Origin of the sequence: Streptomyces sp. NPDC017943, assembly GCF_044328425.1 — a bacterium.
GTDB lineage: Bacteria > Actinomycetota > Actinomycetes > Streptomycetales > Streptomycetaceae > Streptomyces > Streptomyces djakartensis_A.
Genome location: NZ_JBIRHH010000001.1, coordinates 924,314 through 937,247 on the forward strand (window position 1 = coordinate 924,314; position 12,934 = coordinate 937,247).

The window sequence follows — 12,934 nt, forward strand, 5'->3', positions numbered from 1 at the left end:
TTCCGTTCCTGATCAGCGCCCCTGTGTCACATACGTGTCACTAAGGGACCGAGTTCGCCTGCCCGACTCCCTCGATTGCATGCGCCTGCGCGACCGAAAGTGCGCTGTGTCACGGGAGATGTGGGCAAACCAGGGCATAACGTCCGGCGATCGCCTGCACCCGGGTGTGGCCGGAAAGGAACGGGAACGCGCGCAGGCCCCGCACCGGGAACCGGTGCGGGGCCTGCGCGCAGGAAGCGGTCGGCCCGGGTGGGCCGGGGCGTCAGATGAGGCCGAGGGCGCGGACCGCCTCGCGCTCCTCCTCGAGCTCCTTGACGGAGGCGTCGATGCGGGTGCGCGAGAACTCGTTGATGTCCAGGCCCTGGACGATCTCGTACTTGCCGTCCTTGCAGGTGACGGGGAAGGAGGAGATCAGGCCCTCCGGGACGCCGTAGGAGCCGTCCGACGGGATGCCCATGGAGACCCAGTCGCCCTCGGCGGTGCCGTTGACCCACGAGTAGACGTGGTCGATGGCGGCGTTGGCGGCGGAGGCGGCCGAGGAGGCGCCGCGGGCCTCGATGATGGCGGCACCACGCTTGGCGACCGTCGGGATGAAGTCCTCGGCCAGCCACTTCTCGTCGTTGACGACCTCGGCGGCGTTCTTGCCGGCGACCGTCGCGTGGAAGATGTCCGGGTACTGCGTGGCGGAGTGGTTGCCCCAGATCGTCAGCTTCCTGATCTCGGAGACCGGGGTGCCGGTCTTCTTCGACAGCTGCGTCAGGGCGCGGTTGTGGTCCAGGCGGGTCATGGCCGTGAACCGCTCGGCCGGGACGTCCGGCGCGGCGGCCTGGGCGATGAGGGCGTTGGTGTTGGCCGGGTTGCCGACGACCAGGATCCGCACGTCGTCCGCGGCGTGGTCGTTGATGGCCTTGCCCTGCGGCTTGAAGATGCCGCCGTTGGCCTCCAGCAGGTCGCCGCGCTCCATGCCCTTGGTGCGGGGGCGGGCGCCGACGAGCAGGCCGACGTTGGTGCCGTCGAAGGCGACGTTGGGGTCGTCGGTGATCTCGATGCCCTGGAGGAGCGGGAACGCGCAGTCGTCCAGCTCCATGGCCGTGCCCTCGGCCGCCTTCAGCGCCGGCGTGATCTCGAGGAGGCGCAGCTTCACCGGCACGTCCGCGCCGAGCAGCTGACCGGAGGCGATGCGGAAGAGCAGGGCGTAACCGATCTGGCCGGCCGCGCCGGTGACGGTGACGTTCACGGGAGTGCGGGTCATGGCGTTCTCCGTATGACAGCTGGCGGTAGGGGCGGGGTCCCTGCCCCGGACATGTGATCGATCTCTTGGCGTCAAGAGATCCGACCAGCGGTCAGGCTATCGCGCTCCCGGGATCCCGGGCCGCCGGGTCGGTGTGGCCCGGCCCACAACCCCTCCCCCGGCCCGCACGGGAAGCGGCCGCCCGTCCGGGAGAGGAGGACGAAGGCGGCCGCATGAGGGGGAACCGACCGAGCCGGACTCCCGTGGGGGTACGGTCCGCCTGCCCCGATCCGCCCGGTCCATGCCCGCCCCGGGCGCATTTCCGGCCACTTCCCTGCCCGGGGCCCGGCCGCGCTCCCCCGCGCCTCACCTCCGGGACCCGGGCCCGAACGCACTCTCCCGCGCGTCCGCTTCGGGATGGGGACCCGGACGCGCTCCCCCGCGCGCCACCACCACGACTGGGGCCCGGACGCACTTTCCCGCGCGTCACCTCCGGGACCCGGGCCCGGACGCACTCCCCCGCGCTCCACCACCGGGACCCGGACCCGAACGCACTTCCCGCGCTTCACCTCCGAGACCCGGGCCCGAACGCGCTCCCCGCGTCTACTTCGTGCAGCCCCGGCCGCCCGCCGCCAGGGTCGCGCACGCCTTGGCGTCGGCGGCGCTCCGCACCGGCACCATCGGGGTGTACGCGATGGTGTCGCCGGTCGCGGTGATGCTCCCGGACTGCTTCCTCCCGCCCGCGCTGATCTTGACCTCGTCGCCCTGCGCGGCCCCGGTGATCCGGCCCCAGGCCGCCTTGCAGGTCTCGCTGTAGCGGACCTCCACGACGGTCGTGCCGACGGTCGCGGTCGTGGCCGTGGTGACCAGGTCGCCGCTGCACCCCATGTTCTCCGCGTCCTTGCCCACGCAGCTGTCGCCGCTGCACTTCACGCCGGGCGGCAGCTGCACCTTGGCCGTGGCGGTCGGGGACGGCGACGCGCCGCCCTCGCGCGCCTCGTCGTCCCCTCCGCCCCCGGTCAGGTAGAAGGCGCCGGCGATCACCACGAGCACACCCACGGCGGCCGCGACGAAGGTCGCGGTCCGGCGCCTGCCGGCGGCCGGTGCGGCCCCGGCGGGGACGGCGTCCTGCGGGGGTTCACCGGACGCGCCGGCGTCGGCCGGACGGGAGCGGTCGCCGGAGGGCGTGGCGGGGCTCGCGGGGCCGGAGCCGGGCCGGCCGCCCGTGCCGTCACCGGCGCCCGCCGGGCGGCCGACCGGCGACGGGCCCTTGTACCCGGCCAGCCCCCAGGAGTTGACGTCGCCCGCCCCGCCCCGGCCGCCCTCGCGCGGAGCGCTGCCGGTGGAGTCCTGCACCTCGGGCGCGGTGGGCTGCACCGGCACGCTCGGCGCGACCCCGGCGGGACCCGCGATCCCCGGCGTGACCGTGGCGCTGCCGCCGCGGCGGGCGGGCCGGCCGCCCGGGGAGGCCGCCGCACCGCCACCCGACGCGCGCGCGGCGTCGCCGAAGTCCTGCCCGCCGAACTCCCCCAGCGCCGCGCGCGCCTGGGAGATCCGTATGGCCTCCATCGTCATGTCGTGCCGCATCTCCGAGCGGCTCCAGGCGCGTTCGGCGAGCTCCCACATGGTGGTCAGGTGCAGCGGATTGGTGCCGGTGACCTCGGCCAAGGCCACGACGGCGCCCTTCGGCGCGAGCAGCCGGCCGTTCAGATAACGCTCCCAGGACGTCTTGCTGTAGCCCGTGCGGTCCGCCACCGACGCGATGCTCAGCCCGCTGCGGTCCACGAGCCTGCGCAACTGGCTGGTGAACTCCCTGATCTGCGGATCGAGCTCATCGGGCAAGGCCTTCCAACGAGGCATTGCGTCCCCCCTCTTCCCCCCGGTCGTGCTGATGTTTCCCCGCGCCCTGCGCGCGCCCCCCGCGCGCGGCGGCCCTGGCCGAGTCCCGGTGTGGCTACCCACTGGGATGCGCCCACGCAGGATCTCAGTTCCCGGCTCCGGGGCGCACAGGAGCGCGGATACCGCGCGCAGAAAGACGCCGAGCCGTCCCGATCGTCCACGCCCGAACCGGTGTCACACCACTTCGTGCAGAATCGGACGCCGGACGTACCGGAACCGTCACTTCCGTGCCACAGCGCTCTGACAGCCGTTGAACAGGCCGTTCGCCGTGCAGGAGATTGTTCGTACGGCGGCGGCCCGTCCTTCCTCGGGGGAGAGGACGGGCCGCCGCTCAGGTCACCCGCTGGTGACGGTGAAGTGCAGGGTGTCCTTGAGGAAGGGGATCTGCAGCCACGGGTTCGGCTGGACCATCAGCGCCAGCAGGACGATCACCGCGCCCAGCACGCCGTAGGTGGCGATGTCCGTGAAGCGGGAGCGGACCGCGAGCATGCCCACGCCGGGCAGCAGCCAGCGCAGCGCCCCGCCGCCCAGCAGCGCGACACCGATCAGGAGCGTCCCGAGCCGGAACTGGTCGAACGCGGTCACCAGCAGGCCGGCCCCGGCCAGCCCCAGGACGGCGAGCAGCGGCCACTGCCGGGCCGGCGCCGGCGCGTCCCCGGGCGCCGCCCGGCCACCGCCCTCGGGCCGCGCGGTGTCCCGGGTGAACAGCGGGAACCGCCGGGTGACCCGTCGCGGCCGGCCCTCGGCGTCGGGCGCGCTGACGGGGTCGCGGACGGTGATCTCCTCCGCGGAGTCCTGCTCGCCGGGGGCGGGGTGCTCAGCCGACACTGCGCTCCGCCGCCTCGACCACGTTGACGAGCAGCTGCGCGCGGGTCATCGGGCCGACCCCGCCGGGGTTCGGCGAGATGAAGCCGGCGACCTCGGCCACGTCGGGGTGGACGTCGCCCACGATCTTGCCCTCGGCGCTGCGCGAGACGCCGACGTCGAGGACGGCCGCGCCCGGCTTGACGTCCTCGGCGCGGATCAGGTGGGCGGAACCGGCGGCGGCGACGATGATGTCCGCGCGCCGCAGGTGGGCCGACAGGTCGCGCGTGCCGGTGTGGCACTGGGTCACGGTGGCGTTCTCGCTGCGGCGGGTCAGCAGCAGCGGCATGGGGCGGCCGATGGTGACGCCGCGCCCGACGACCACGACCTCGGCGCCCTTGATCTCCACCCCGTACCGGCGCAGCAGGGTCAGCACGCCGTTCGGCGTGCAGGGCAGCGGCGCGGGCTCGTTGAGGACGAGCCGCCCGAGGTTCATCGGGTGCAGGCCGTCCGCGTCCTTGTCCGGGTCCATGAGTTCGAGGATGCGGTTCTCGTCGATGCCGCGGGGCAGCGGCAGTTGCACGATGTACCCGGTGCAGGCCGGGTCCTCGTTCAGTTCGCGGACGACCGCCTCGATCTCCTCCTGCGTGGCGGTGGCGGGCAGCTCGCGCTGGATGGAGGCGATGCCGACCTGGGCGCAGTCGCGGTGCTTGCCGGCGACGTACTTCTGGCTGCCGGGGTCGTCCCCGACGAGGATCGTGCCGAGGCCGGGCGTGACGCCCTTCTCCTTCAGCGCCGCCACGCGGGCGGTCAGATCGGACTTGATCGCGGCTGCGGTGGCCTTGCCATCGAGAATCTGGGCGGTCATGCCCCCATCCTCGCGGATGACCCGCCCGCGGTTCCAATCCGCCCGCGATCCGGGCACCGGGCCGCCCGTCCCGCCGTATCCGCACATGATCGGCGATGTTGCACTTGCACAACACATCGGGAACGCGGCTGGACAAGCCCGTGCGCGGTGCAGAACGATGAGCTGACAAGTGCTGCGGGCAGCTCAACGGGGGGACGGTCGCAACTGCAGAACTTTCCTCCGTGCGGGATGTCGCGCGCCGTCCCCGCACTCGGAAACCAACGGAGGAAAGCCCGCCATGAGCTACGGCGACCCGAACAACCCCTACGGCGCCCCCCAGGGCCAGCAGCCGCAGCAGCCCGGTTACGGCTACCCGCAGCAGCAGGGACAGGCGCCCGGCTACGGCTACCCGCAGGCCCCTCCGGTCTCCCCCTACGGCGGCCCCGCAGCCCCCACGACGATGCCGGGCTCGGTCGGCGCGGCCCGCGTGATGCTGTGGGTCATCGTCGGTCTGCAGGTCATCGGTGTGGCCCTCTTCGCCTTCGGCGCCGCGGCTCTCAACGCCGCGAAGGACGACGAGTCCCTCAAGGACAACACCGCCTTCCAGGACCTGGTCGGTGACTCGACCGGCCTGATCTGGGGCTATGTGGTGTTCGGCCTGGCCTGGCTGGTGTTCGCGGCCGTACTGGCCACGAAGTTCAAGAACGGCGGCAACGGCGCCCGCGTCACCATCCTGGTGTTCGCCATCATCACGGCGGTCCTCGGCATCTACCCGTTCGTCATCGTCGGCCTGGTCCACACGATCCTGGCCGTCCTCGTCGCCGTGTTCGTCGGCAACGCGGCCGGCAAGGCCTGGTTCAACCGCCCCCGTTACTGAGCGGATCCGGTCGGGCGGACCACTTCACGCCAATCACATCCAAGGGCCGTGTCTCACCCGTACGAGGGGGGCACGGCCCTGGTGCGTCGCCCTAGTCTGACGGTGCAGCCGTTCAGGCACGGGGAGACACCTTGTTCAGCATCGTCGTGGTACCTCCGCCGACCACGGAGGACGAGCGAGACCGCACCCGGACCGCATGCGCGCCCCGCACGAAGACCCCCGGCGGCCGCGCGCCCGACAACGTTGCCCACCCCCTCCGTCCGGCCCTCCGGCACCGGCGGTACGGCCCGGCCCGGGTGACCCGGTGACCGAGCCCTACGCCGTGTCCGTCCCGAAGGGGTACCGGGTCGGCGTCTGGGAGGTGCGCGAGCCGCTGGCGACCGGCGCCTTCGGCAGTGTGTACGCCGCCCGCCGCCTCGGGGACGGCGCCGAACTGCCGGCCACGGCCGCCCTGAAGTTCCTGCCCACCGGCACGGCCACGCCCCGCCGGCTGACGCACCTCAGGGAGCTGGCCGAGCGGGAGGTCGCCCTGTACCGGCGGTTGAGACGGCCGCGTCTGGTGCGGATGTACCAGACGCTGACCGTCGACGACCCGGGCCGCCCGCACCTGGACGGCGCCACCGTCCTCGTCCTGGAACGGGCCGAGGGCTCCCTGTCCGCCCTGCTCGCCGGCGCCGCGCGGCCCTCCGCCGGACCCGCGCTGCTCGCGCAGATCTGCGAGGGCCTGGTCCAGCTGCACGCGGCGGGATGGGTGCACGGCGACCTGAAGCCGGCCAACGTGCTGCTGATGGCGGACGGTTCGGTGCGGCTCGCCGACTTCAACATGGCCGCCGAGCTGGAGGGGACGCACGCGTACACCCCGGCCTTCTCCACTCCCGACTACACCCCGCCGGAACTGCTGTGGACGGAGATCGGCGAACGCGGCCGCCGCATCCGCCCCTCCGCCGACGTGTGGGCCTTCGGCGTCCTGGCGCACCTGGTGCTCACCGGCTCCTACCCGCTGCCCGGCGCCACCCCGGCCGCCCGCCGCGACGCCGCGGCCGCCTACGCCCGCGGCACCGAGGCGCTGCGCCTGTCGCCCGAACTGCCCGAGGCCTGGCGGCGGATCATCACCGCCTGCCTGACCCGCACCCACCGCGACCGCATCGCCACCCCGGCGCTGCTGCGGTCGGCCCGCGCGGCCGCCGGCGCCGGGCACCACCCGTTCCCCGCACTCCGCCCGTTCCTGCCGCGCCGCCCCGCCCGGCGCCCGGCGCGCGCGTGGATCACGGCGGCCGCGGCCGCCGCCGTCTGCGCCCTCGCGGCCCTGGCCTACGGCATCGGCCTCTGGGCGGACGGCACACCGGGCGGCAGCGGATCCGGCGCGGGCGCCCACGTCGCCGCCGCCACGTACGGGGCCCCGGAACTGCGCACCGACCGGGGCATCCCGCCCGCCTACCGGCTGCTGATCGTGGAGACGGCACACGACTGCGACCAGGAGGAGGTCAGCCCGGTGCTGCTCGCCGCCATGCTGAAGGTGGAGAGCGACTTCGACCCGGACCTCGCCGACCCGGACCGCGACGAGTACGGCATCGCCCGCTGGACCCCGCGGGTGCTGCGCTGGTGGATGAACGAGGACGGCACCCCCAACGAGACCGTGCCGCGGCCGCCGTTCCCCCCGGCCGAGTCCATCCCGGCGATGGGCCGCTACCTGTGCTGGATCGCGCCGCGCCTCAGCGACGACCTGCCCGGCGACCGCCGGGTCCTGGTCGCCGCTGCCTACCGGACGTCGTACGGAACGCTGAACAAGGCGGGCGGCGTCCCCCCGGACCAGCGCGCCTACGCGGCGCGCGTCGCCCGCTACCTGGAGGAGTACGCCCCGCCGCGCAGCCGGTGACCCGCGGGGCTCAGGCCGCGGGCACGAGCCTCGGGCGGGGCTCCGGCGGCACCACACTGCTCACCACCGCGGCGTCGCGCCGCTCCTCCCGGCGGACGGCGGTCCCAGCGTCGAGGGTCACCCGCGCCGTCGCCAGGACGTCGCCCTCCTGCTCGACGACCAGGTCGACGACCGGACGGCCCCCGGGCCCCTCGGCCACGCGGGCACGGCAGTGGGTGGGCAGCTCGAACTCGCCGAACCGCAGGAACGTCACGTCGCAGGCGGTCAGGACGGGGTGCCGGGGCAGGTCGTCGCCGTCCCACAGCTCGTGGACGGCCGTGGTCGCCGTCTGCCGGAGCGCCTCGAACATCACCGCGCCCGGGATGTGGTCCACGGGGTGGTCGAACAGCGCGGGGTGGTCGCGGTCGACGACCACCTGTGCCACCACCTCCGCGCCGGGCGCGACGGTGACCCGGCCCAGGACGACGTTGGCGGACAGCTCGCGGCCGACCTGCGCCGGTGCCCGGCGGTTGGCGAGCGGGTGAGCGCGCGCCGGGCTCAGGTCGAGGGCGGAGCGGGTCCGGGTGCGCAGCCGCCGCATGGCCGGTCGCGGTATCCAGCGGAAGTCGAGCCGCATGGCCGCCGCGGCCGTGCCGTCGACCGACGCCCGCACCTCCACGACGGTGCCGCACGGCCGCCCGGCCCGCTCCCGGACCTCCGTGAACTCGCCGTCCACGGTCACGGAGGCGGGCGCGTCGCCGATGCGCAGCGCGTCCAGGTCGAGGATCTCCAGGGTGCCCCGGTCGAAGACGAAGCTGCTGTCGGCCGGCGCCGCGAGGTACTCGTGCGAGGCGAGGATGCACGCCTGCCGGAAGATCTCCAGCACGAGCAGCGGGTCGTAGTACGCGTGCGGCGACGCGTCCCTGACGTGGTCGCTGTAGTACAGGTGGGCACGGGGCGGTTGGGCCGCCACCCGGAACGTGCGCCGGCCGGTGCGCGCGGCGTCGGTCAGGAAGCATTCGCTGACGGCGGCGCGGTGGGTGAGCGCGCGGTCGACGGTCCGTGCGAAGGAAAGGGCGCCGTCTGCCATGGGTGTCGCCTCCTCGGGCGGGTTCGGTGTCGTGGGGAGTGCCGTCCGGCGCTGTAACACCGGGTGCCGGGGCCGGGCCGGGGCGGGGGCCGTCCCGCCGCCCCGGTGGGGAGAGCCGCTCAGCGGGCGGGGACGTCGTGCCGTCCGTCGAAGACGACGAGCTGGCGTCCTCGTACCCCGCCCGCGGCGAGTCGCCGGTGGGCCTCGGGCACGGCCGACGGGGCGAGCAGCGAGTCGGTGCGGACCGAGAGCACCCCCTCGCAGGCGAGTGCGGCGAGTTCGGTGAGCGCCCCGGCCTTGTCCGGGTAGGCCATCACGTTGAGCTCGTGACGCACGATCCCGCGGGGCAGGTGCAGTGCGCCCGGCCGGCAGGTCACCACCGCACCGCGGTCCCGGACTACGTCGAGGACCGGTTCGCCCAGGACGGCCGCGTCCACGAGTGCGTCCACGCCCTGGGGCACGGCACGGCGGTAGCGCTCGGCGAGCGCGGCCGGGCTCACCGGCGCCTGGGGCCGCGGGGCCGCCGGTCCCGCGTCGCGGGGCACGACGATCTCCGCACCGAGCTCCTTGAGCAGCGGCTCGTCCTTCTCGGCGGCCTCGGCCACCACCCGCAGCCCGCGGTGCACGGCCAGCTGGATCACGAAGCCGCCCAGGGCGCCCGCCCCGCCGGTGACGGCCAGGGTCGAGCCGGACCGGAGTCCCAGCAGGGCGAGCGCCTGATGGGCGGTGAGCGCGTTCATCGGCAGCCCGGCCGCCCGGACGAGGTCCAGACCCGGCGGGACCAGGACCGTGTCCGCCGCGGAGACGACCACGTACTCCGCCTGGGCGCCGCCCTGCGGGCGGAACGGGTCGACGAAGGCCATGACATGGTCGCCCAGGGCGAACAGCGTGCCGGCCCCCGCGGCGTCGACGGTGCCGGAGACGTCCATGCCGGGGACGTACGGGGGCTCGAAGGGGGCCACGTAGGCCGCCAGCTCACCCGAGCGGAGCATGAGGTCGGTGGGGTTGACGGCTGCGGCGGCCACTCGCAGACGCAGCTCTCCGGGGCCCGGGTCGGGGATGGCCCGGTCGATGACCTCGAGCACGTCGGGCGCGCCGTGTTCCAGGATTCCGACTGCACGCATGGTGGAGCACCTTCTTCAGGGGCCGATGAGGCCGGCGGGTGGGATTCAGTGGTGGACGGGGGCGGGCAGCGTCCCGGCTGCCCGGAGGGACGCCGGCGGCAGGGGCGTCGGCGGGGCCTGCGGCGGTGCCGGGAGCAGCCGCCAGCCCTCCCGCGCGGCGATCGCCCGCAGTTCGCGGTCGCCGCCGACCACCACGCCCCGGCCGGCGGCCCGCAGCATGGGCAGGTCCGAGACGTGGTCGCCGTAGGCGGTGGTGGCGGCGGGGTCGACGCCGTGTCCGGCGCACCAGGACCGCAGGGCGTCGGCCTTGCTGCCGCCGATCATGGTGAGGGCCGCGTCACCGGTGTAGTGGCCGAGGACGATCTCCGGTTCCGTCGCGAGGACCGCGTCCACCCCGAGCAGCCGGGCGAGCGGGGCGAGGAGCGCCGGGAAGGAACCCGAGACGAACACGACGGGCTCACCGGCGGCCTGGTGCCGGCGCAGCTCGGCGACGGCGCTGCCGTGGAGGAACCCGCCCGTCTCCAGCTCCGAGCGGAACCAGTCCCCGGCCAGTTCCTCGACGTAGGCGGCGCTCAGGCGGGCGTAGCTGGCGAAGTAGGCGCGGTTGGTCCGCGACCGGCACACGCCCGCCTCGGTCATGGCGCGCAGGCGCTGCCGCTCCTCCCTGTAGGCCTGGGCGGGGCGTCCTTCGGCGGCGAAACGGTACTCCAGGAACCGGAAGAGCGTGGTCTCCGTGGTCAGGGTGCCGTCGACGTCGAAGAACGCCGCTCCCGGGGCGTCAACGCGCAAGGCGCACGCCCTTCGCGGCCAGGAGCCGGGCGGTCTCGGCCACATTGGAGGCGTCGAGTATCTCGTCGTCGGTGATCTGCACCTCGTACACCTGCGACAGGTGGACGGCGAGCTCCAGCAGCACCAGGGAGTCGAAGTCCATGTCCTCGTACGGGGTGGTGGCGGTGGCGTCCTGCGGTGCCTCGAACTTGCCGCGGACGACGTCGAGGACGGCCTGAACCAGTTCGGCCGGGGCGGTGGTGGCGGTGGTCTGTGCGGTCATGGTCTTCCTTCGTCTGTTCCGTCGATGGGGTGGGCCGGGTGGCGAGGAGTGCCGTGGCGCGCTCAGGCGGGTACCACGTCCGGCCAGGTGAGGGCCGCGGAGCCCCAGGTGAGACCGCCGCCGAAGGCGGTCAGCAGGACCCGCTCCCCCACGGCGAGGGAGTCGGAGGCCGCGGCGTCGGCGAGGGCGATCGGGATGGACGCGGCCGAGGTGTTCCCGACCTGGTCGAGATTGACCACCGCCCGCTCGGGGGGTATCCCGAGCTGTTCGGCGACCGCCCGCAGGATGCGGACGTTGGCCTGGTGGCCGACCAGGTGGCCGAGGCTGTCGACCGGCCAGCCGATCCGGTCGAGCAGGGAGCGGGACGACTCGCTCATCCGCTGCACCGCGGACAGGAAGACCTTGCGCCCCTCCATGGTGAAGTACTCGTCTCCGGGGGCCGGTTCGGTCAGCGCGGCGCGCTGGCGGGAGCCGCCGGCCGGGATGCAGATCACGTCCTTCTGCGTGCCGTCGGAGCCGAGCTCGAAGCCGTGCAGCGCGCCGGGCCGGTCCGCGTCGCCCGCGGTGAGGACGACCGCGCCCGCCCCGTCCCCGAAGATCACGGAGGTGGTGCGGTCCGCCGGGTTGAGGATGGTCGAGTAGGTCTCGGCGCCGATGACCAGGGCCGTGGCCGCCCGTCCGGCGCTGATGGCGTTGGCCGCGGTCTCCAGCGCGTAGACGAACCCGGAGCACACGGCGCTGATGTCGAAGGCCGCCGCACCGGCGAGACCGAGCCGGGCCGCGACGTCGGGTGCGGTGGCGGGGCACAGGTGGTCGGGCGTGGTGGTCGCCAGGACCACGAGGTCGACCGCGCCCGGTTCGGGATCGACGCCCGCGGACTTCAGCGCGCGGTGCCCGGCCTCGACGGCGAGGTCGCCGGTGGAGGTGCCGGGGTCGGCCCAGCGCCGGCTGCGTATGCCGGTGCGGGACGTGATCCATTCGTCGGTGGTGTCGAAGCGGTCCGCGAGTTCTTCGTTGCTGACGCGGCGCGGAGGAAGGTAGGCGCCGAGTCCGGTGAGTACGGCGGTCAGGGGCATGTCTCTCGCCTCCCGTGGAGGGCCGTGGGCCGGTGGGGCCGGAGTGGCCCGGCTGCGGCCGAGGACGCAAAGGTGGGGATGGGAGCGGTGGGCTCCGGGTGGTGGTGCGCGCGAAGAACGGTCAGGCCGGGAGCAGGTGGGCGACGGAGCAGCTGAGCCGCAGACCGGCGTGGTCGGCGACCACCTGGGCGCTGCGCCAGGTGCCCTGGGCGCTCCTCAGCAGCTGCGGCTCGCGCAGCCCGACCTCGAACCGGCCGTCCGCCGGGGCTCCTTGGGGGGCCGGGCCGATGGTGGTCCGGCGCATCCACAGGGTGTTGCTGTCGGCGCGGGCGACACCGTCCAGCGTGTAGAGCAGGACCTGGCCGAGCTGGAGGGCGGCGACGAACAGATCGATCATCGTCGCCGGGCCGTCCGGGTCGAGGGTGAGGTCGGCCCGGGCGAGCGAGGAGTCCGGGAGCACCTCGACCGAGGTGAGCAGTTGCCGCCGGTCGCGGTGCGGGACGCCGAACGGCGCGTCGTTCCACGGCCCGGGCAGGGCGTCGGCACTGGGGTGGGAAGCCGTGCCGGGGGTGCTACCGGCCGCCTCCGCACGGCCGGTGCCCGCGGCGGTCTCCACCCGTACGGTGAGCAGTCCCACGCGGCATTCCATGGTGGTGGTGCCGTCGTCGGCCGTGTCCAGGAGCCGGCCCGAGACGGGGAAGGTGTCGAGTCCGTCCTCCTGCGGCTTGTTCCCGGCCTTGATGGTCAGTGACCGGACGGCGAACGGTGCCCCAGGGCCGAGGCCGCGCGTGTGGGCCGCGTGGAGGCCGGCGAGCCGAGCGCCGTAGATCATGACGTCGATGGTCGACAGGTGGGGGCGCTGGGTGCTGTCGCCCTTGCGGGACCAGGCTCCCGGGATCTCCAGTCCGGCGGTGGCGGTGATGCCCCCGGCGTCGATGGTGAGGTCGGTGAGCGAGTGGTGGACCCGCTTGAAGCCCTCGCCGAAGAACCGTCCTTCTCTGGCGCCGAGGAAGTCGTCCACGGTCCCCAGGGTGTCGAGAGGTGCTGCCGTAGTCATAGAGTTTCCTTCGTAGGCGGCCG

Annotated in this window: 12 protein-coding genes; 2 read left to right on the forward strand and 10 right to left on the reverse strand. The window is 74.0% G+C overall.

The window, feature by feature from the left end; genetic code table 11:
* Positions 1-262 precede the first annotated feature (262 nt).
* The 4 genes from ACH4C6_RS04095 to ACH4C6_RS04110 all read right to left on the reverse strand — a co-directional run bounded on the left by ACH4C6_RS04095 (position 263) and on the right by ACH4C6_RS04110 (position 4,802).
* Positions 263-1,252 carry a malate dehydrogenase gene (locus ACH4C6_RS04095; RefSeq protein WP_398106945.1) on the reverse strand — a complete coding sequence of 330 codons (990 nt, stop codon included), beginning with the start codon at positions 1,250-1,252 and terminating at the stop codon, positions 263-265.
* Positions 1,253-1,834: 582 nt separating this feature from the next.
* On the reverse strand, positions 1,835-3,073 hold the full coding sequence (locus ACH4C6_RS04100; protein ID WP_398106946.1) for a DUF2690 domain-containing protein: 1,239 nt from the start codon (positions 3,071-3,073) through the stop codon (positions 1,835-1,837).
* A 393-nt stretch (positions 3,074-3,466) separates the two neighbouring features.
* On the reverse strand, positions 3,467-3,958 hold the full coding sequence (locus ACH4C6_RS04105; RefSeq protein ID WP_398106947.1) for a DUF3017 domain-containing protein: 492 nt from the start codon (positions 3,956-3,958) through the stop codon (positions 3,467-3,469).
* Entirely contained in the window at positions 3,948-4,802 is an 855-nt protein-coding gene (locus tag ACH4C6_RS04110; RefSeq protein ID WP_369196058.1) for a bifunctional methylenetetrahydrofolate dehydrogenase/methenyltetrahydrofolate cyclohydrolase, read from the reverse strand. The genes ACH4C6_RS04105 and ACH4C6_RS04110 overlap by 11 nt, the downstream gene beginning before the upstream one ends.
* Before the next feature lie 277 nt (positions 4,803-5,079).
* Here ACH4C6_RS04110 and ACH4C6_RS04115 point away from each other — a divergent pair, with 277 nt between their 5' ends.
* Together ACH4C6_RS04115 and ACH4C6_RS04120 are read left to right on the forward strand one after the other, a co-directional pair.
* Positions 5,080-5,658 carry a hypothetical protein gene (locus ACH4C6_RS04115; RefSeq protein WP_398106948.1) on the forward strand — a complete coding sequence of 193 codons (579 nt, stop codon included), beginning with the start codon at positions 5,080-5,082 and terminating at the stop codon, positions 5,656-5,658.
* A 304-nt stretch (positions 5,659-5,962) separates the two neighbouring features.
* Complete coding sequence (locus tag ACH4C6_RS04120; protein WP_398106949.1) at positions 5,963-7,534, forward strand: serine/threonine protein kinase; 1,572 nt, start codon at positions 5,963-5,965, stop codon at positions 7,532-7,534.
* Between the two features lie 10 nt (positions 7,535-7,544).
* Here the strand turns inward: ACH4C6_RS04120 and ACH4C6_RS04125 are convergent, their stop codons facing one another.
* From ACH4C6_RS04125 to ACH4C6_RS04150, 6 genes are all read right to left on the reverse strand, one after another.
* On the reverse strand, positions 7,545-8,603 hold the full coding sequence (locus ACH4C6_RS04125) for a ScbA/BarX family gamma-butyrolactone biosynthesis protein (protein WP_398106950.1): 1,059 nt from the start codon (positions 8,601-8,603) through the stop codon (positions 7,545-7,547).
* Positions 8,604-8,722: 119 nt separating this feature from the next.
* On the reverse strand, positions 8,723-9,727 hold the full coding sequence (locus ACH4C6_RS04130) for an NADP-dependent oxidoreductase (RefSeq protein WP_398106951.1): 1,005 nt from the start codon (positions 9,725-9,727) through the stop codon (positions 8,723-8,725).
* A gap of 45 nt (positions 9,728-9,772) precedes the next feature.
* A complete protein-coding gene (locus tag ACH4C6_RS04135) occupies positions 9,773-10,516 on the reverse strand; it encodes an HAD family hydrolase (protein WP_398106952.1) in 744 nt (247 codons plus the stop codon).
* Positions 10,506-10,778: an acyl carrier protein gene (locus ACH4C6_RS04140; RefSeq protein WP_398106953.1), complete on the reverse strand. Its 273-nt coding sequence runs from the start codon at positions 10,776-10,778 to the stop codon at positions 10,506-10,508. Before ACH4C6_RS04140 ends, ACH4C6_RS04135 begins: the two co-directional genes overlap by 11 nt.
* Before the next feature lie 62 nt (positions 10,779-10,840).
* A complete protein-coding gene (locus ACH4C6_RS04145) occupies positions 10,841-11,854 on the reverse strand; it encodes a beta-ketoacyl-ACP synthase III (protein WP_398106954.1) in 1,014 nt (337 codons plus the stop codon).
* Positions 11,855-11,975: 121 nt separating this feature from the next.
* Positions 11,976-12,911 carry an AvrD family protein gene (locus ACH4C6_RS04150; protein WP_398106955.1) on the reverse strand — a complete coding sequence of 312 codons (936 nt, stop codon included), beginning with the start codon at positions 12,909-12,911 and terminating at the stop codon, positions 11,976-11,978.
* Between the last annotated feature and the right edge of the window lie 23 nt (positions 12,912-12,934).

Bases quoted from the DNA above. Each gene is read 5' to 3' on its own strand.
- ACH4C6_RS04140 (WP_398106953.1), bottom strand. From the start codon at position 10,778: ATGACCGCACAGACCACCGCCACCACCGCCCCGGCCGAACTGGTTCAG.
- ACH4C6_RS04150 (WP_398106955.1), bottom strand. From the start codon at position 12,911: ATGACTACGGCAGCACCTCTCGACACCCTGGGGACCGTGGACGACTTC.
- ACH4C6_RS04095 (WP_398106945.1), bottom strand. From the start codon at position 1,252: ATGACCCGCACTCCCGTGAACGTCACCGTCACCGGCGCGGCCGGCCAG.
- ACH4C6_RS04110 (WP_369196058.1), bottom strand. From the start codon at position 4,802: ATGACCGCCCAGATTCTCGATGGCAAGGCCACCGCAGCCGCGATCAAG.
- ACH4C6_RS04125 (WP_398106950.1), bottom strand. From the start codon at position 8,603: ATGGCAGACGGCGCCCTTTCCTTCGCACGGACCGTCGACCGCGCGCTC.
- ACH4C6_RS04145 (WP_398106954.1), bottom strand. From the start codon at position 11,854: ATGCCCCTGACCGCCGTACTCACCGGACTCGGCGCCTACCTTCCTCCG.
- ACH4C6_RS04115 (WP_398106948.1), top strand. From the start codon at position 5,080: ATGAGCTACGGCGACCCGAACAACCCCTACGGCGCCCCCCAGGGCCAG.
- ACH4C6_RS04130 (WP_398106951.1), bottom strand. From the start codon at position 9,727: ATGCGTGCAGTCGGAATCCTGGAACACGGCGCGCCCGACGTGCTCGAG.